Genomic DNA, 18,290 nt, shown 5'->3' on the forward strand with positions numbered 1-18,290 from the left:
ACCCACTGCCAGACAGGAGTTGCGAGATGGCCGAGCTGCTGGAGCACCTCGTCCGCGACCGGGCGGACGAGGTGGCGCTGGTCGACGAGAACGCGACCTCGACGTGGGCCGAGCTGGACCGGTCGGTGGACCGGTGGATCGCGGTGCTGCGCGGCGCCGGCCTCGCCGTCGGCGACCGGGTGGCGTTCGTGCTCGGCAACCGGCGTGAGACGTTCGAGGCGCTGCTCGCCTGCGTGCACGCCGGACTCGTGGCGGTGCCGGTCAACTGGCACCTCACCGCGCCGGAGATCGCCCACATCGTGGCCGACTCCGGCGCCCGCGCGGTGCTCACCGAGGCCGCGTACGCCCCGACCGTCCGCGCGGCCGTGGACCTGGTGCCCGAAGCCCCCGACCTGCTCGTCACCGTCGACGGCGGCGAGGGGTTCGCGCTGGCCGCCGACCTGCCGGCGGGCCCGCCGGTGCCGGCGGCCTCCGGCGGCGTGCTGCTCTACACCTCGGGCACCAGCGGCCGGCCGAAGGGGGTGGTCAACCCGCTGCTGGTGGTCGGCGCCCCGGTGGAGCGGGTGGCCGGCACCACCGCGGCCCTCGGTGACGGGCTGGGCATCCCCACCCGTGGCCGGGCCCTGCTGGTCGGCCCCTGGTACCACTCGGCGCAGCTGTTCTTCGCCCAGTTCCCGCTGCTGCGCGGTTGCACCCTGGTGATCCGCCGCCGGTTCGACCCGGTCGAGGTGCTGCGCCTGATCGATGAGGAGCGGATCAGCATCAGCCATCTGGTGCCGACCCAGTTCATCCGCCTGCTCCGCGTCGACGAGGCCACGCGCGCGGCGTTCTCGGGCGCCAGCCTCGCCCGGATCTGGCACGGCGGCGGCCCGTGCCCCCCGGAGACGAAGCGGGCGATGATCGACTGGTGGGGGCCGGTGTTCGTGGAGTACTACGCGGCCACCGAGGCCGGCATCGTCACCCTCGCCGACTCGCAGACCTGGCTGGCCCGCCCCGGCACGGTCGGCCGTCCGGCGCCCCCCACCGAGGTGGTGGTGGTCGACGAGGACGGCAAGCCCGTGCCCGCCGGGCAGGAGGGCCGGGTGGCCGTGCGCCGCCCGCCCGGCCGCGGCTTCCACTACCACAACGCTCCGGAGCAGACCGAGAACGCCCACGTCGCCCCGCACACCTTCACCGTCGGGGACCTCGGCTACCTGGACGACGACGGCTACCTGTTCCTCACCGGACGCTCGGCCGAGCTGATCGTCTCCGGCGGGGTGAACATCTACCCCGCCGAGGTCGAGGGGGTCCTGCTCGCCCACCCGGCCGTCCAGGACGGGGTCGTCATCGGCGTCCCCGACCCGGAGTTCGGCGAGCGGGTCCACGCCCTCGTGCAGCTCGACCCGGACTGGCCGGCGACGGACGTCGACCGGGTGCTCGACGCGCACTGCCGGACCGCCCTGGCCGGCTTCAAGGTGCCCCGCTCGTACGAGGTGGTGGACCGGATTCCGCGCGAGCCCACCGGAAAGCTGCCCCGACGCGCCCTGCGGGACCGCTACCAGCACGATCCGGCGCCGCCGACCCGGCTCGCGGACCCGGCCACCTACCTGGCCGGCGTGCCGCACCACGAGTTCGCCCGCCTCCGCCGTGAGGCTCCGGTCGCCTGGGTGGACGAGGTGGAGCTGACCCGCACCGACGGGGACGGCCGGACGCGGTCGCGCGGCCGGGGCTTCTGGGCGGTGACCCGGTACGCGGCGGTGTCCGAGGTGTCCCGTGACCCGGTCACGTTCTCCTCGGCGGCCGGCGGCGCGTTCCTGGCCGACCCCCGGACCACGGAGGACCTGGAACGCAACCGGCAACTGCTGATCAACATGGACGCTCCCGAGCACACCTGGGTACGCCGCCTGGTGGCCGGCGTGTTCACCCCCCGGGCGGTGGGCCGTCTCCGCGACATGGTCACCCGGCACGCCGAGGAGGTTGTGGCCCGGGCGGTGGCGGCACGGGAGATCGACGTGGTGGCCGACCTCGCGGCCGAACTGCCGCTGCTCGTGCTCACCGACCTGCTCGGCATGCCGCCGTCGGACCGCAAGCTGCTGTTCGACTGGAGCAACAACCTCGTCGGCTTCGACGACCCGCGCTACGGCGGCGGCAGCGTGCAGCGCTACCGGGACACCTTCGCCGCGGCCTTCGCGTACGCCCGGCAGCTGGCCGCCGAGCGGCGGGCGCGACCGACCGACGACCTCGTCAGCCTGCTCGTGCACGCGCGCTCGGACGGGCGGGGCCTGACCGACGCCCAGTTGTGCCAGTTGTGGCTGCTGCTCGTCATCGCCGGCAACGAGACCACCCGGCACCTGATCTCCAACGGGGTGCAGGCGCTACTGGAGCACCCCGACCAGCGCGACCGGCTGATCGCCGATCCCACCCTCACGGCGTCCGCCGTGGAGGAGCTGCTGCGGTGGGTCACTCCGATCATGCAGTTCCGCCGGACCGCCACGCGGGACACCGTGCTGGACGGCACCCGGATCGCCGCCGGGGACAAGGTGGTCATCTGGTACGCCTCGGCCAACCGGGATCCGGCCGTGTTCGCCGATCCCGACCGGTTGGACCTCGGCCGCGACCCGAACCCGCATCTGGCCTTCGGTATCGGGCCGCACTTCTGCCTCGGCGCGCACCTGGCCCGGCTGGAGATGACGGCCTTCCTCACCGCGCTGCGCCCGCACCTGGCGGGGCTGCGGCTGACCGGGCCGGTGCAGCGCATGCGGACCAACTTCATGAACGCGATCACGGCGATGCCCGCCCGTTTCGACGCCGTGCCGGAAGGTGAGTGACCTGATGCCCCTGGAGCTGCACTGGTTCCTGCCGTCCCACGGGGACGGCCGCGACCTCGCCGAGCCGACCCGCAACGGCCCCCGGCCGGCGCGGGTCACCCGTCGTCCACCGGAGATCGGCTACCTGGCGCAGGTGGCCCGGGCCGCCGACCGGCTCGGGTTCGCCAGCGTGCTCACCCCGGCCGGGCTGTTCTGCGAGGACCCCTGGGTGGTGGCGTCCGCGCTGGCGGCGCAGACCGAACGGCTCAAGTTCATGATCGCCCTGCGTCCGGGCCTGGTGTCGCCCACCCTGGTCGCCCAGATGGCCGCGACCCTGCAGCGCGTCTCCGGCGACCGGCTGCTGCTCAACATCGTGGCGGGCAGCGATCCGGACGAGCAGCACCGGTACGGCGACTGGCTGGACCACGACGCCCGCTACGCGCGGGCCGAGGAGTTCCTCACCGTGCTGGGCGGCGTCTGGTCGGGCCGGCCGTTCGACTTCGCGGGCGAGCACTACCGGGTGCGGGGCGCCATGCTGGCGCGGCCCCCGGTCACCGTGCCGACCGTGTTCCTCGGCGGGTCGTCGCCGGCGGCGCAGCGGGCCGCCGCCCGGCACGCCGACGTCTACCTCGCCTGGGGCGAGACGCCGGCCCTGCTCGGGGAACTGCTCGCCCGGGCGCGGGACCTCGCGGGCGAGGCGGGCCGTACGCTGCGCACCGGCAGCCGGCTTCACGTGATCACCCGGGACACGGCGCGGGAGGCGTGGGCCGAGGCCGAGCGGCTGCTGGCCGGCGTCGACAAGGCGCGCATCGAGGCCGCCCGTACGCGGTTCGCCCGCACCGAGTCCGAGGGGCAGCGGCGGGCGGCGGCGCTGCACGCCGGCGCCAACGACCGGATGGAGGTGTACCCCAACGTGTGGGCCGGGTACTCGCTCGTCCGGCCGGGGGCGGGCGCCGCCCTGGTGGGCAGCCACGAGGAGGTCGCCGAGCGGATCGCCGAGTACCACGCCGCGGGCGTCGACCACCTCATCCTGTCGGGGCAGCCGCACCTGGAGGAGGCGTACTGGTTCGGTGAGGGGGTGCTGCCGCTGCTGCGCCGCGACGGTCTCCTCGACGCCCGGGCCGAGCAGGCGCCCGCGCTGGCGGTGCGCGGATGACGTCGCCCGCCCCGGAGCCGTCCACCGCGTACCTGCCCATGACGGTGGTCATCGGCAACCCGAAGCCGCACTCCCGGACGCGGACCGTGGCGCTGGCGGCCGCGTCCGCGCTGCACCGGCGGCTGACGGGCTGCGCCACGCCGGTCGGCCCGCCCGCCGTGGTCGACCTGTCCGAGCTGGCCGCCGAGCTGGTCGGGCAGGGCGGCCGGCCGGAAGTGCTCGACGAGGTGCTGGAGTCCGTACGCCGTCCGGGCCTGCTGCTCGTGGCCAGCCCGACCTTCAAGGCGGCCTACAGCGGCCTGCTGAAGCTCTTCGTGGACGTGCTGCCGCGCGGCGCGCTCGCCGGCGTGGTGGCGGTGCCGCTGATGACCGCCGCCCGCTCCGGGCACCGGCACGTCGTCGACACCCACCTGGGCGCGCTGCTGTCGGAGGTGGGGGCGTGCGTGCCCACGCCCGGCCTGTGCGTGCTCGAGCGGGAGTTCGACACGGCCGAGGTCGGCATCGGGCGCTGGCTCGACCGGGCGGCGCCGGCGGTCGCCGGGGCGCTGGCCAGCGCTGCCGGTCGGGGCTGAGGCCGCGCCGCGTCCGTGCCTCGCGCCGCCCGGCCTGCCCGGTGGCTCCGCCGGCGGGCGACGGTCAGGTCGCGCTGACCTCGGCGCTGTGCTTGCGCCGCATCCGGCTGATCCACCCCTGCGCCGTGTGCACCGGCACGTCGAAGTGCTCGGCCACCCGGCTGATGGTGCCGACCTGCTCGTAGACCGCCTCCAGGTGCGCCGGGTCGGGCGCGCGGCGGTAGGCCCGCCCGGCCTTGAGCCGGCTGAGCCGCTCCGGCTCGCCCGCCCGCGGCGCGGGGCGGGGCGGCTGCGGGCGCGGCGCGGTCTCGGTGGCGGCGGGGACCGGCCCGATGTCGGCGACCGGCCTGCCGGATGCCACGGTGCCCCGCACCCGGTCACGGTCCTGCGGTGGCACGAACGCGCGGAGCAGGGCGTCGAAGTCGACATAGGGAAGTTCGCCGGTGAGGCCGGCGTTCTCCGGTGCGCGGACGGTCAGCTCCCGGACGACCGGGTGGCCGCTGCCGGTGTCCAGCCGGACGACGGTCTGGGCCACCGGGCCGGCGATCTGCTCACCGTCGTCCTCGACCGGCACGATGGTGATGATGTATTGGCTCACGATGATGCCCTTCCTGCGCATCTCCGGCCAGGCACGGTTTCCGGCCTTTCCGACCCGCCTCGTCGGGTGTCCGGCGGCGGCGAGACAAGATCTGGGACCTCAGTATGGCAGAAGACGAGATGTCCGACACCGTCCGACGGCCGCCTATCCTCCATCTACCTTTCGTTACGCGTATCAGCTATCTTAACCGGGCACAACGGGCGAATGCCTGATCCTAGTTCGGGCCTCGCGGGGTGACCGCCCCCGACGCGAGCAGCGCCGCGAGCCCGGCCCGCGACGACACACCGGTCTTGCGGAAGATCCGCGTCAGGTGCGCCTCCACGGTCTTCACCGTCACGTACACCTGCTCCGCGGCCTCGGCGTTGCTCGCACCCGCCGCCACGAGGCGGGCGATGTCCCACTCCCGGCGCGTCAACGTCAGCTCCCCGCCGGCGGCCGCGTCCGGCAGGCGGCCGGCCGCCCCGGCCGCGCGGCTCTGCTCGACGGCCACCGCCCGCCGCAGCGGCGGCGAGTCGACCAGCTCGGCGATGCGCCGCGTCTCGGCGAGCTCGACCTCGGCCGCCGCCCACTCCCGCGCGAGACAGAGGGCCCGCGCCCGGACCAGCCGCGCCGACGCCTCCTCCAACCGCCAGCCCAGCGTGGCGAAGGTGTCCGCGGCGACCGCGGCGAGTTCCGCCGCCTGCCGCGGCTGCGCGTCCAGCGACAGGCGGGCCCGCGCGACGCGCACCAGCGCGCCCTGCCCCCGCAGCCGCACCTGGCCCGCGTACCGTTCCGCCACCTCCAACCAGCGGGCGGCCTCCTCCCGGCGGCCGGCCTTGTGGCTCATCTCCGCCAGTGCCGAGGCCCAGCACGGCCGGCTGCTCAGCTCCACCTGGTCGAGGTCGTCCCCGCCGCAGGCCCGCCGCAGCGCCGAGGCGGCGCCGGCCCGGTCACCGGCGAGGTACCGCAGCCGCGTGGTCACCCGCTGGCTCAGCCCGTCGTACCAGTTCGCGCGCCGGCCGGCGGCGTCCAGCAGGGCGGTCTCGGCGAGCTGGCGGGCGGCGGCCGGGCCGCTGCGCCACGCGACCGCGATGGCCCGGTACGCGCGGGCCAGCCCCACCAGCGGGTCGACCCCCATGGCGACGGCCACCTCCTCGGCGTCCTCGCCCTCGACGAGGGCGCGCTCCAGGTTGCCCAGCCGCCCGGTCACCGCGCACCGGCCGATCAGCAGCCACGGGATCAGGGCGACCAGGCCGGCGCGGCAGCACACCTCCAGCGCGCGGTCGAAGTGGTGCAACGCGCACCGCTCCCGTTCGTGCAGGTACTCCGCCCAGCCGAGCAGGGCCAGCAGGTCCGGGTGCCGGGCGAGGTCGGCGTCGGCCAGGGCGTCCACCTCGGACCCGGCGCGGTCGAGGGTGTCGTCGACCCGCAACCCGCAGTCGGTGTGCGCCGCCACGAAGGACTGCACCACGGCCGCCGTCGTGCCGAGTACCGGGTCATCCGCCTCGGCGGCGAGCCGGTCCAGGTGCCGCGCGTGTCGGGCGGCGTCGGCGGTGCCGCAGAGGACCCCGGTGACGGCGGCCTCGGCGGCCAGGGCGAAGCGGGCGCGGGGCCCGGCCGGCTCGTCGAGCCGGGGCGCCAGCAGCGCGTACCCGTCGGACGGCCGGCCCAGCAACCGTTCCACGCGGGCACGCGCGACCAGCGCCCGGACCCGCTGGTCGCCGTCGGCGAGCGGCCGGCCGGCCAGTTCCTGCAGCAGGTCGCGGGCCTGGCGCAGCTGGCCCGCGCCGACGAGGGCGTCGGCCATCGCGAAGTCCAGACGCGTGTGGCGCGGGTCGGCCGCGTCGGCGGCGGGCAGCAGCCGTCGGGCGTTGGTCAGCCAGCGGATCGCGTCGAGCCGGGGCACCGAGGCGCTCTCGGCGGCCTCGATCAGCGTGTCGACGGTCGCCGGCTCCGCACACTGGCCGCTCGCGGACAGGTGCTCGGCGTACCGGGTGACCGGATATCCCAGGTCCCGCAGGACGGTCGCCGCGGTCGTGTGCAGGCGGCGACGGCGGCCGGGGGAGAGCGACCGGTACACCACCGTGCGGTCGACCTCGTGCCGGAAGCGCAGGGTCGGCGCGTGCCCGGGGTCGGTGCGCAGCAGGTCGGCGGCCACCAGCGCGTCCAGCAGGTCGCTGGTGGCCTCGGTGCTCCGCCCGGTCAGCGCCGCCGCCAGCGTCGGCTCGAACCCGTCGGGGCAGACCGAGACGGCCTCCAGCATCTCGCGCTGCTCCCCGGGCAGCGCGTCGACGTCGAGCTGGACGGCCGCGGTGACGTCGACGGGCAGTTCGGCGGGCAGCCCGCGCAGTGCCGCGACGGGCCCGTCCAACGCGCCCGGCCGGTAGGCGAGCACGTAGCGGGGCAGTCCGCCGGAGAGCGCGTGCACCCGTTGGCCGGCCCGTCCGTCGGGCAGCCCGAGCAGCGCGGCCACACTGGACGGATCGAGCGGGGTGAGGGTGACCGAGCGCCGGCTGAGGTGTACCCCGGCGGCGAGCGCGGCCGTGGTGCGGCAGGGCATCTGCCGCGGCCGGTACGCGGTGACCCACAGCAACCCGGCCGGTGGCGCCTGCGCGAGGCGGGCCAGCAGCGGCGCCACCTCGGCCGGTACGGCGTGCAGGTCGTCCAGGAGCAGCAGTCGGCGGGCGTCCGGTCGGGGCGGGGCGTCACCTGCCGCCCCCAGCAGCTCGGACAGGACCCGCTCGACCTGGTCGCCGTGCCGTCCGGCGGCCGCGAGCACCGGCACCCCGGCGCGGCGCGCCCGCGCGCCGAACTCGCGCAGCAGCCGTGTCTTGCCGGAGCCGGGATCGCCGACGAACTCCAGCAGCGCCGGCTGCCCGTCACCGACACCGGCCAGGGCCCGGTCGAAGAGGTCGACCGCGCAGTTGCGCCCGACCAGGGGTTCGAGCGGGCCGCCCGCCGGCCCCCCGGCCGGTTCCTCGGTGGCCGTCATGAGCGTTCCGGAGCGGAGAGCCGGCCGCCGGCGCGGCGCGGAACGGTGGTGAGCCCGGCGGCCGGTGGAGCGACCATCGTGCGGGCTCGACGGGCGACGCGACGTGGCAAGCTTCGGTCCAGCATCAACTGCCATCCCCAGGATTGTTCCGTTCGGCCTTTTCGGCGGCCCGACGGGCCGTGCCAGTGCCGGCGTTCGGGCGAGCGGCAGATGTAACTCTACGGTGACGTGTCGACCGTCGCGATCACGCGACCGGTTGGTCCTTTCGGCCGAGCGGTGAAATGACGGTGGTCAAAATTCCGGAATAGGGGAATTCGTTCTCCACGCAGCGCTCGCCGACGCTCGCGGTCAGTTCACCACAGTGTCGGGTTTTCCCTACTGTCACATCGGTCGAAGTCGCTTAACGTCGACTCCGGCGGGTGCGACGCCGACCTGGGGGGAACGGGCGATGACGATGAATTATGGCTCCGATCTGGACAATCCGTCCGATGTCGAGGGAATCGGGAGCGAGGCGGAGCGATGGCACGCATTCCAATGCATTCTTCCGGCCAGTGCCGCGGTGGCGGACGCGTTCGTCACGCGCGGGGTGGGTCCGCTGCTGCGGGGGCTGCGGTCCGCGGGTGAGCTGTCCGGGTGGTCGTTCACCCGCGAGTCCCCGCGCGTGGTCAACCTCCACCTGCTGGGCGACGACCCGCGGCTGCTCGCCGCCCGGCTGGCCGGGCTCTGCGCCGCGGTCGGTGCGCGGGGCCCGGTGTACGCGCCGGAGCTCGCCGGGCCGCCGGACCGCGACCCGCGCCTGGTCGACGTGGCCGTCGACCTCATCGGGATGACCCCGGGGCGGCAGGCCCGGTTGAGCGCCGCGGCCGACGTCGCGATGGTGGCGGCGGTGCACAACTGTCCGGCCCTGCGCCCCGATGGTGGTGCGGCCGGCCGTGGGGACGTGGTGGTGCCGGCCGCGCGATGGTCGCGGATCGCCGCCGCGCTGGCCACCGAACGGCACCCGCTGACCTGCTGGTCGCGGGTGCTGGAGGCGCGGCGACGCGCTCCCGGCTACCACGGCACGGCGGCGTTCGACCTGGTGCACCTGCTGCACAACCAGCTCGGTCTCAGCCCGGGGGACGAGCAGCGGGTGCACGTGGGCCTGATCCGGTCGCTGTCCCGCCGCGCGGGCGGACCGCGCCGCGCGCCCCGCTGGCACCAGGGGGTCCTGCGGCCGGGGACGGTCGGCCCGAAGAGCTGACCCGAATGGCTCCTCGACGACCCGCCGGGCGGCCGCTCCGAACGACGGTGACCGCCCGGCGGGCTCGGACCTGAGCGGTCGCCCGGCCGCCGGGCCGTCCCATCGCGCCCCGGGCCGGAGGTGTACGCGCGACGGCCGGTCCGCGTCCGGTGTCTTCGCACCGGCGGCGGCGAGCCGCACCTGCCGGCACCGCGCCGGGTCGGGTCAGCCGACGCGCCCCGGCCGCAGGAACGGCAGCCGCAGGCGCGTGCCCAGCACGTCGAAGGCCACGACACCACCGAGCACCAGGGCGCACGTGACGGCCACCAGCATCGACGGCCAGCCACCCGCCCACGGCGCCACGGCCGGGAACACCAGCAGCCAGACGAGTCGGCGCCACGGCACCACCCCGGAGACCCGGTAGGTGAACGCCGCGCGCCCGAGGATGAACAGCGTGGGGCCGCCGAACATCAGCGCGAGCGACCGTACGGAGGTCTCCCCGGTCGGCTCGGCGACGATCCGGTCGAAGCCGCCGGCGATGCACACCACGCCGGCCAGCATGACCGCGTGGGTGTACGGCGCCACCCGGGCCGCCTGGCCCAGCGCGCGCCGGGAGGTGATCTGCAGGATCTGCCCGCTGCGGTAGACGTAGATCTGCCACAGCAGCAGCATCGTGACGAACGCGGTCACGAACGCGGCCTCGGAGCCGCGAAGTCCGACGTGCCGATCTTCAGGGTGGGCACCAGGATGATGTCGCCGAGGGCCAGGATGACGAACTGCTGGTACCGCTCGCCCAGGTGCTCGGTGGCCCGCTCGTACTGGTCGATCGGCACCCGGCCCAGCCAGGGCGTCGGGTAGCGCGCCCCCGCCGAGACGTAGTCGATGGCCGCCGCGGCGACCCACAACGGCCAGTGCGGCTGACCGGGCGGGAGGGCCCCGACGATCCAGAAGATCCCCGAGACCACGAACCAGAACATGAACCGGGCCGCCCGCTCCTGGGCGTTGTGGCGGTGCCGGTGCAGGGTGCTGACCAGGATCGCGCCCCGCACCAGGTGCGGCGCCACGTACGCGACGGCGAACACCAGCGCGTGGCCGCCGGCGGCCCGTGGCAGCGCCGCGGCCGCTCCCACGGCGCCCAGCATGGTCACCATGAGCACGGCCTGGATGGGGCGTTGCTCCGGGTCGTAGAAGTCGGTGGTGACCGAGGTGACCGACCAGATCCACCAGATCGCCATGAGCATGAGCAGCGACTGGCCGAGGGCGCCCCAGCTGTCCCGCTGGGCGATGGTCATCGAGATCAGCGCGAGAGCCGCCACGAAGACCACGTCGAAGAGCAGTTCCAGCAGCGTGGCGCGGTTCGACGCGTCCGGCCGGCGCACCAGCCCGGTGCCGCCTCCGGTCGTCATTCCGGCCTCCCGCCGATCCCGTCGCGGTCCGCGGGCGCCGCGTCAACGGGGCGTACGACCCTGGCGTCGCCTCTGGGAGGAATTATCGACGCCGTGGGGACGGCGGGTGGGATCTTCGAGGATTCCGCCCGGTGCGCGGCACCGGTCAACCGGCGTGGCGTACCTCGGCCTGCCAGATGTCGGCCCACGGTCGCCGCAGCCCCGTGCACACCCAGATCGGGCCGCCGTTCTCGTCGTTGTCGACCTCGACGCGCTGGTCGACCCGCCCGGCGAGGGTGACGTCGCCGAACCAGGCGCGCAGCCGGTCGGGGCGCTCCCAGCCCACGGCGATCACCACGTCGGCGTCGGCGGGCGGCTGCCCGAAGTCGGCCATGCTGTTGTGGCCGGAGTACGCCGCCGGCAGCCCGCGGGCCGGGCCGAAGCGCGCGATGGCGCCGGCCTCGCCGTAGTTGGCCGTGAGGACGACCGCCCGCTGCCGCTGTGCGGCCGGCAACGCGCGGTGCACGGCGGCGACCGAGTCGGCGAACTCGGGCCAGCCGATGGTCTCGCCCGCGTCGTAGTTCACGTCCACCACGAACCCGGGCAGCCGGTCGGCGGGCAGGGTGGGAAGCAGCAGCACCCCGTTGGGGGCCACGAAGAGCAGCGCGCCGACGACCAGCAGCCCGCGCCGAGGCAGGGTGGCGCCGCGACCGGCCCACGCGATGGTGAGCACGGCGCCGGCGGCGGCGAGCACCAGCAGCAGCGGGGCGTCGTAGTAGCCCTTCCCGCCGGCCAGCAGCACGATGGCGACGACGACCAGCCAGGCCCAGGCCAGCGCCCGGTACGCCCGCCAGGCCGGCCTGCGCAGCAGGGCCACCAGCCCGGCGATCCAGATCGGGACCGCGTACGGACTGATTATCACGAACTGGAGGGTGAGCGCGTCGAGCCGCCCGCTGTAGGAGCTGTCGCCACCGGAGATGGCGGCGGCCACGGACAGCTGCGGGAAACCGTGCGCGGCCTGCCAGATCAGCGTGGGGGCGGCCAGCAGCAGGGCGATGCCGGCGGCGGCGAGCACCCACCGGTCGCGCAGCAGCCGGCGGGGCCCGGCGATCGTCACACCGGCGAGCAGCCCGACGGCGAGCAGCGCGGGCAGCAGCTTGTTGAGCATCCCGACGCCGAGGGCCAGCCCGATGCCGAGCGCCCACCGGGTGTCGCCGGTGCGCAGCATCCGCACGGTGAGCAGGGCGACGACCAGCCAGACCAGCATGTCGACGGTGGTGGTGCTGAGCAGGTGCGCCGTGGCGAGCACCAGGCCCGACGTGCCGGCGAGGAACGCCGCGAACGTCTGCGCGCCGCGGCCGGCGCCGAACTCGCGGGCGATGGCGGCGACGAGCAGGACGCAGACCCCGCCGATCAGCGCGGACGGGGTGCGCAGCACCACGAGGTTGCCGGGCGCGACCGTGTCGGCCAGCCGCGCCAGGGCCGGCACGAGCGGGCCCTGGTCGACGTAGCCCCAGTCGAGGTGCCGACCGCAGAGCAGGAAGTAGAGCTCGTCGCGGTGGTAGCCGTAGCGGGGGGAGAGGAGCAGCAGCACCGCCGTCACGGCGCCGGCGATCAGCCACGGCCCGCGAGCGCGGGGGCCGGGCGGCGGCGCCGCGACGGGCGGGTGCGGCTCGTCGCGGCGGGGGCGGTCGAGGTCGGCGACGGATTCGGCCACGTCGACATCATGGCGGGCTGCGGTCCGTGGCGGCGCCCCGAACGCGGTCGGCGGCGTAACGGATCGGCCACGAGTCGGTGCGCGCGGTCACCGGGCGGACACCCGGTCGAGCGCCGGCTCCGTCGCCGGCGGTTGCTGCCACCCGACCCGCCGTACGCCGGGAACGAGCGCGGTGCCGCCGCACGCTACGAGGACCAGGACTCCGGCCACGGCGAGGGGCACGGGCTCGCCCCACAGCCGCGCTGCCAAGGGCGCCACGGCGTAGCCGAGCGGCATCGCGCCCAGGGAGACCAGCCAGTCGTAGGAGGTGACGCGGGCCAGCACGTGCGGCGGGAACTGTCCCTGTACGACGGTCTCCCAGATCGGGTTGAGGTAGCCGAGGGCGGTCAGCGCCAGCCCGTACGCGACGACGACGGCCGCGGCGGGGGCGGCGACGGCGAGCAGGATCAGCGGCAGGGCGTAGCTCGCCAGGGCGAGATTGGCCGTCAGCACGGGGCGGCGGGGCCGGATCCGGCTGGCGAGCAGCGATCCGGCGAGCATGCCGACGGCGCCCGCCTGGAGCAGCAGCAGCCAGACCCCTTCGCCGCCGAGGCGCTCGACGGCGACGGCCGGGCCGAGGGTGGTCAGCACGGCGGCCGCGCCGTTCCACGTGCCGTGGCCGAGCAGGCTGCTCCAGAACCAGCTACGGGATCGGACCTCGCGCCAGCCGAGCAGCAGGTCGGCGGTCAGCGACCGCCGCTCAGGTCGCGGAAGGTGCCGCACCTGGATGACCGCGAGCAGCGCGGCGCTGACCGCGAAGGACGCGGCGTCGAGGACGAACGCCCAGCCGGGGCCGGCGGCCCAGATGAGGGCGCCGGCCAGTGCGGGGCCGGCGAGCCGGCTGGCGTTGGCGGTGGCGCCGAGCAGCGCGTTGGCCGACTGCCGCTGCGCCTCGTCGACGGTGCCGGTGACCAGGGGCGACGTGGTGGGCAGGGCGAACGCGGCCGCGGTGCCACCCACCGCGCTGGCCACGGCGATCGTGGCCAGCGACGGGCCACCGCCGAGCAGTTCGACCCCGACGACGAGTTGGGTGGCGCAGCGGGTGAGGTCGGCGAGGACGGCGATCCGGCGGGCGCTGAACCGGTCGGCGGCGACGCCGCCGAGGGGGAGCAGGAGCAGCCGGGGAAGCATCGCGGCCGCGAGGACCAGGGCCAGGTCGGCGGTCGAGCCGGTGGCGCGCAGCACCGCGAGGGCGAGGGCGGCGGGCACGACGGCGTCGCCGACGGCGGAGACGGTACGGCCGACGAACAGCAGCCGGAAGGCGCGCAGGCGCAGAGGGTGGGTCACCCCGGCAAGATACTTCGACACCGAACCTTTAGACAACGAATATTTCGCTGTCGTAGTACCATGGCGAGGTGACCATGGACCGCACCGACGAACACGTGCAGCGCTGGCTGCCCGTGCTGCCGGACCTCGATCCGGACGTGGAGGGCGCCGTCACCCGCATGGCGCACCTGACCCGGTACCTGCGCGCCGTGAAGGAGCGGGCGCTGGCGGACGTCGACCTGCCGGCGCACGAGTACGAGACACTGCACGCCCTCGCGGGCCGCGGCGGCCGGGCCGCGCCCTCCGAGCTGGCCGCCGACCTGGGCATGGCGCCCGCCTCGATCACCGCCCGCGTGGACGCGCTCGTGCGACGCGGCTTCGTGCGGCGGATCCCGTCCAGCACCGACCGACGGCGGGTGGACGTGGCGCTCACCGACGCCGGTCGCGCGGCCTGGCGGGGCGCGCTGGACGTCTGCGGCGCCGAGGAGCAGCGGCTGCTCGGCGTGCTCGCGCCGGACGAGCGCCGTCTCCTGTCCGACCTGCTGCGCCGGGTGCTGCTGGTCGCCGAGCGACCCGGCGCCTGAGCCCGCCTCGGGCGGGCGCGGGGGACCTCGGCGACCTGGTACGGAAATCGTTGGCGCGGCCCGCGCGGCCGCTGGCAGGGTGGCCGCCATGACCGCTCATGCTCTGGCCGGCGCCCTCGCCGACGACGTACGCCGACGGGTCTTCGCCGCGCTCGTGCTGGGTGCCACGGACGCGGCCCAGGTCGCCGAGCGGGCCGGCCTGCCGGCGCGGGAGGTGGCGACGGCGCTGCGGCGGCTCACCGACGCCGGCCTGGTCACGGGCACCGACGGGGCGCTCGCGGTCGACGCCGGGCACCTGCGCGACCTGGCCCGCACCCCCCGGCCGGCCCGGCCCTCGGAGAGCCGCGAGGAGAGCGTGCTGCGGACGTTCGTCCGCGACGGCGTGCTGGTGGGGCTGCCGGCCCAACGCGGCCGGCGCCGGATCGTGCTGGAACACATCGCCCGGCGGTCGTTCGCGCCGGACACCGCGTACCCCGAGCGCGAGGTGGACGACGCGCTGCGCCCGTGGTGCGCCGACGGCGGGTCGGACCACGTCACGCTGCGCCGGTACCTCGTGGACGAACTGCTGCTCACCCGCGAGCGGGGCGTCTACCGCCGGCCCTGAGCGCCGCGATAACCGGCCCGGGCCCTCTACGCCCGGCACGGGTACGCGGAGATCCCGGCGTACTCGCAGGGCCCGTACGCCGATCACTGGTTCGAGAAGCTGCTGGGCTGAGCGGTTGACGATGCCCGCGGACCGCGCTATCACAGAAGAGGAAGTTGAGTCACCCAGACTCAACCTTGGAGATCTGAGGAGATCCGAGGAGACACGACCATGTTGATGCGCACCGACCCGTTCCGTGAGATCGACCGGCTCGCCGAGCAGTTCTTCGGCACGACCTCCCGCCCCGGCGTCATGCACATGGACGCCTACCGCGACGGGGACTACTTCTACGCCGCGTTCGACCTGCCCGGTGTCGACCCGGAGAGCATCGACTGCACCGTGGAGCGCAACGTGCTGACCGTCCGCGCCGAGCGGCGCCGGCCCACCGACGACAAGGTCGAACTGGTGGCCGCCGAGCGTCCGATGGGCGTGTTCACCCGGCAGCTCTTCCTCGGCGACACGCTCGACGCCGACAACCTCGAGGCGGGTTACGAGAACGGCGTGCTCACGCTGCGGATCCCCGTGGCCGAGCGCGCCCGGCCGCGGCGGGTGCCCGTGATCGCGGGCGGCAACGGCCGCAAGCAGCTCAACGCCTGACATCGCCACGGCGGCGGGACGGCGCGCGCGCCGTCCCGCCCCGGCCGTTTCACCCCGCCCCGGCCGCGCCGTCCCCCGGCCGCGCCGCCCCGCCCCGGCCGGGGCGGACACGTCACGCCTCCGCGGCGGGGTAGAGGGCCGCCAGCCGCTGTGCCGTGGCGGTGAACCGCTCCCGCAGCTCGGCCGGCGCGAGCACCTCCACCTCGGCGCCCAGCTTGAGCAGCTCGGTGTGCCCGTGCTTGATCGATTCGATCGGCACGGTGGTGAGCAGCCACCCGTCGGCGTCCGGTTCGCCGGCCGCCGCCCGCGCCGCCCGGCTCATGGCCGACGGGAAGACGAACGGCATGTACTCCAACGCGGCCGCCGTCATGCGGACCGTGGCCTCGGCCCGGTAGACGCCGCGCTCGTACCGGTCGGCGTGCTCCTGCCAGCAGCGGGCCAGGTCGAACCCGTCGGGCCGCTCCGCCGGCTCGTCCAGCACGCTCAGGTCGAGGATCGCACCGACCCGGTAGGTGCGCACGTCACCATCGACGGCCGCCACCAGGTACCACCGCCCGGCCTTGAGCACGAGCCCCAGCGGGGCCAGGTCCCGGGTCACCTCCCGCGGCGCCCGCCAGCGCCGGTAGCGCACCCGCACCCGCCGGTCGGCCCACACGGCGTCGGCCAGCGCCGCCAGGTGCGGGGTCGGTTCGGGTTCCCGGAACCACGTCGGAGCGTCCAGGTGGAACCGGTGACGGATCCGGTCACCCCGGTCGGCCAGCTCGGCCGGCAGGGCGGCCCGCACCTTCAGCTCGGCGGCCGCGAGAGCCGACCCGAGTCCCAGTTCGGCCGCGGGACCGGGGACACCCGCCAGGACGAGCGCCTGCGCCTCGACCGACGTCATGCCGGTCAGCCGCGTGCGATAGCCGTCCAGCAGCCGGTAGCCGCCGGCCGGGCCGCGCTCGGCGTACACCGGCACGCCCGAGGCGCCGAGCGCCTCCACGTCCCGGTAGACCGTGCGCACCGACACCTCGAGGGCGTCGGCGAGCTCCTGCGCGGTCATCCGTCCGCGTGTCTGCAGGAGCAGCAGCAGGGACACCAGTCGACTCGCGCGCACGGCCCGACCGTATCCGGCCCGACCGACGGATCTTCCCCGGGCGCGCCTCACCCCCTCGGCCAGCCGAACCTGAGAACCTTTTTCACATGGTTTCCCCCGAGGCCCCGGCGGTGGCCCGCGCGTCGGCCGGGCCGGCGCTGCCCGCCGGTCCCACGGACGTCACCGAGGCGTGGCTCGCCAACCGCCGGCTGTCCGCGCACACCCGCGACGCGTACCGGCGGGACATCGCCGGCTGGCTCGGCTGGTGCGCCGAGCGCGACCTGGACCCGCTGCGGGTGACGTTCCTGCACGTCAACGAGTACGCCCGCGCCCTGGAGACGACCCGCAGCCGGCACACCGGACGCCCGTTCACCCCGGCCACCGTGGCGCGCAAGCTCTCCGCCCTGTCCAGCTGGTACGACTTCCTCGCCCGGCTGCGGGCGGTCGAGGCCAACCCCGTGGCCGGCGCCGACCGTCCCCGCGTCGACCGGGACCACTCGGCCACCGTGGGACTCACACCCGAGGAGGTGGACGCGCTGCTGGCCGCGGCGGAGGCGGAGACCGGCCCGACGGCGGCGCGCAACCGGGCGGCCATCGCGCTCCTGGCCGACCTCGGGCTGCGCGTGGGCGAACTCGTCTCGCTCGACGTCACCGACCTCGGGGCGGAGCGGGGGCACCGCAGCGTGCGCTTCGTCGGCAAGGGCGGCAAGCCGCGCCGCCGGGCGCTGACCCCCGGGACGGCGTACGCGGTCGACGCGTACCTGGCGCAACGCGCCGCCGCGGAGGGTGTGCCGGTGGGGGAGCTGACCGGGCCGCTGCTGGTCACCGCCACCGGTGGCCGCCTCGACCGGCACGCGGTGTTCCGCCTGGTGCGCCGGTTGGCGCGGGCGGCCGGCATCCCGGCGTGGGCGCGGCTGTCCCCGCACTCGCTGCGGCACGCCTTCGCCACGACGGCCCGCGCCGAGGGGGTGCCCCTGGAGGACGTGCAGGACGCCATGGGGCACGCCGACCCGCGCACCACGCGCCGCTACGACCGGGACCGGCACAACCTGGACCGCGACCCGGCGTACGTCATCTGGGCCGCCCGCTCCCGCCGCCGCCCCTGACCCCTGACGCCTCTCCCGCGATCTTGCACTTTCCGCCCCGACGAACCGGGACGAAAACCCCGTAACGAGGGCACGAAGTGCAAGATCGCGGGATCCCGGGCCCGGGGGCCCGGGGCCCGGGAGTGGGCGTCAGCTCTGCGGGCGGGGGCAGATGCAGAAGGGCTGGCCGATCGGGTCGATGAGCACCACCCAGCGCCCGTCGCCGGGCTGGAACTCCGGCTTCGTGGCGCCCGCGGCCACGAACTCCTTCTCGGCGAGGGCGAGGTCGTCGACGTAGACGTCCAGGTGGTAGCGCTTGCCGCCGCCGCTGTCCGGCCAGGACGGCGGCCGGTACCCCTCGACCAGCCCGAAGCCGATGGCGGCGCCGCCGCCGCTGATCATCGCGTACTCGGGCTGGCTGTGGGTGACCTCCCAGCCGAGCACCCGGTGGTAGAAGGCGGCGTGCGCGGCGGGATCGGAACTGTCGAGGTTGACCATGGCGAGGTCGCCGGTTGTCGCTGTCATGCCCGGCAGCCTGCCGCAGGTACCTGACATCCTGTGGCAGGTACCTGCGGCGCTGTCATGCTGGCCGAACCT

At 75.3% G+C, this 18,290-nt stretch carries 16 protein-coding genes; 8 read left to right on the forward strand and 8 right to left on the reverse strand.

Going from position 1 to position 18,290, the window contains the following annotated elements; translation table 11 throughout:
- Positions 1–26: 26 nt before the first annotated feature.
- Genes D7I43_RS23835 through D7I43_RS23845 form a run of 3 tightly spaced genes read left to right on the forward strand, consistent with a single transcriptional unit; the run spans position 27 to position 4,514 of the window.
- Positions 27–2,807, forward strand: coding sequence for a cytochrome P450 (locus tag D7I43_RS23835; RefSeq protein WP_120330785.1), 2,781 nt, complete (start codon positions 27–29; stop codon positions 2,805–2,807).
- Positions 2,808–2,811: 4 nt separating this feature from the next.
- Positions 2,812–3,942: an LLM class flavin-dependent oxidoreductase gene (locus D7I43_RS23840; RefSeq protein ID WP_120330786.1), complete on the forward strand. Its 1,131-nt coding sequence runs from the start codon at positions 2,812–2,814 to the stop codon at positions 3,940–3,942.
- Positions 3,939–4,514 (forward strand): NADPH-dependent FMN reductase, encoded by a 576-nt coding sequence (locus D7I43_RS23845; RefSeq protein WP_120330787.1) that lies wholly within the window; start codon positions 3,939–3,941, stop codon positions 4,512–4,514. The genes D7I43_RS23840 and D7I43_RS23845 overlap by 4 nt, the downstream gene beginning before the upstream one ends.
- 64 nt (positions 4,515–4,578) lie before the next feature.
- On the opposite strand, the gene D7I43_RS23850 is transcribed toward D7I43_RS23845, so the two are convergent.
- A complete protein-coding gene (locus tag D7I43_RS23850) occupies positions 4,579–5,112 on the reverse strand; it encodes a hypothetical protein (protein ID WP_147427283.1) in 534 nt (177 codons plus the stop codon).
- 214 nt (positions 5,113–5,326) lie between these two features.
- Positions 5,327–8,083, reverse strand: a complete 2,757-nt coding sequence (locus tag D7I43_RS23855) for a helix-turn-helix transcriptional regulator (protein WP_120330789.1) — start codon at positions 8,081–8,083, stop codon at positions 5,327–5,329.
- Positions 8,084–8,642: 559 nt separating this feature from the next.
- Between D7I43_RS23855 and D7I43_RS23860 the strand changes: the two genes are divergently transcribed.
- Entirely contained in the window at positions 8,643–9,323 is a 681-nt protein-coding gene (locus D7I43_RS23860) for a hypothetical protein (protein WP_147427284.1), read from the forward strand.
- A gap of 204 nt (positions 9,324–9,527) precedes the next feature.
- Here the strand turns inward: D7I43_RS23860 and D7I43_RS34145 are convergent, their stop codons facing one another.
- The 4 genes from D7I43_RS34145 to D7I43_RS23880 form a co-directional block, all read right to left on the reverse strand.
- Positions 9,528–9,992, reverse strand: coding sequence for a low temperature requirement protein A (locus D7I43_RS34145; RefSeq protein WP_120330791.1), 465 nt, complete (start codon positions 9,990–9,992; stop codon positions 9,528–9,530).
- Positions 9,989–10,708, reverse strand: coding sequence for a low temperature requirement protein A (locus D7I43_RS34150; RefSeq protein ID WP_120330792.1), 720 nt, complete (start codon positions 10,706–10,708; stop codon positions 9,989–9,991). Before D7I43_RS34150 ends, D7I43_RS34145 begins: the two co-directional genes overlap by 4 nt.
- A gap of 145 nt (positions 10,709–10,853) precedes the next feature.
- Positions 10,854–12,404, reverse strand: a complete 1,551-nt coding sequence (locus D7I43_RS23875; RefSeq protein ID WP_120330793.1) for an ArnT family glycosyltransferase — start codon at positions 12,402–12,404, stop codon at positions 10,854–10,856.
- Between the two features lie 87 nt (positions 12,405–12,491).
- A complete protein-coding gene (locus D7I43_RS23880) occupies positions 12,492–13,730 on the reverse strand; it encodes an MFS transporter (protein WP_120330794.1) in 1,239 nt (412 codons plus the stop codon).
- Between the two features lie 74 nt (positions 13,731–13,804).
- Here D7I43_RS23880 and D7I43_RS23885 point away from each other — a divergent pair, with 74 nt between their 5' ends.
- The 3 genes from D7I43_RS23885 to D7I43_RS23900 all read left to right on the forward strand — a co-directional run bounded on the left by D7I43_RS23885 (position 13,805) and on the right by D7I43_RS23900 (position 15,533).
- The gene (locus D7I43_RS23885) at positions 13,805–14,293 is read left to right on the forward strand and encodes a MarR family winged helix-turn-helix transcriptional regulator (protein WP_120330848.1); all 489 of its coding nucleotides are present in this window, start codon (positions 13,805–13,807) and stop codon (positions 14,291–14,293) included.
- 88 nt (positions 14,294–14,381) lie between these two features.
- Positions 14,382–14,897 carry a DUF2087 domain-containing protein gene (locus D7I43_RS23890; protein WP_120330849.1) on the forward strand — a complete coding sequence of 172 codons (516 nt, stop codon included), beginning with the start codon at positions 14,382–14,384 and terminating at the stop codon, positions 14,895–14,897.
- 210 nt (positions 14,898–15,107) lie between these two features.
- Positions 15,108–15,533, forward strand: coding sequence for an Hsp20/alpha crystallin family protein (locus tag D7I43_RS23900; protein WP_120330795.1), 426 nt, complete (start codon positions 15,108–15,110; stop codon positions 15,531–15,533).
- A 112-nt stretch (positions 15,534–15,645) separates the two neighbouring features.
- Here the strand turns inward: D7I43_RS23900 and D7I43_RS23905 are convergent, their stop codons facing one another.
- Positions 15,646–16,629 (reverse strand): helix-turn-helix transcriptional regulator, encoded by a 984-nt coding sequence (locus D7I43_RS23905; protein ID WP_120330796.1) that lies wholly within the window; start codon positions 16,627–16,629, stop codon positions 15,646–15,648.
- An 86-nt stretch (positions 16,630–16,715) separates the two neighbouring features.
- On the opposite strand from D7I43_RS23905, the gene D7I43_RS23910 reads away from it, so the two are divergent.
- Positions 16,716–17,714 (forward strand): tyrosine-type recombinase/integrase, encoded by a 999-nt coding sequence (locus D7I43_RS23910; protein WP_120330797.1) that lies wholly within the window; start codon positions 16,716–16,718, stop codon positions 17,712–17,714.
- Between the two features lie 129 nt (positions 17,715–17,843).
- Here D7I43_RS23910 and D7I43_RS23915 read toward each other — a convergent pair whose 3' ends face one another.
- Positions 17,844–18,218: a VOC family protein gene (locus D7I43_RS23915; protein WP_120330798.1), complete on the reverse strand. Its 375-nt coding sequence runs from the start codon at positions 18,216–18,218 to the stop codon at positions 17,844–17,846.
- Positions 18,219–18,290: the final 72 nt, after the last annotated feature.

Source organism: Micromonospora globbae (assembly GCF_003610785.1).
GTDB classification, from domain to species: domain Bacteria; phylum Actinomycetota; class Actinomycetes; order Mycobacteriales; family Micromonosporaceae; genus Micromonospora; species Micromonospora globbae.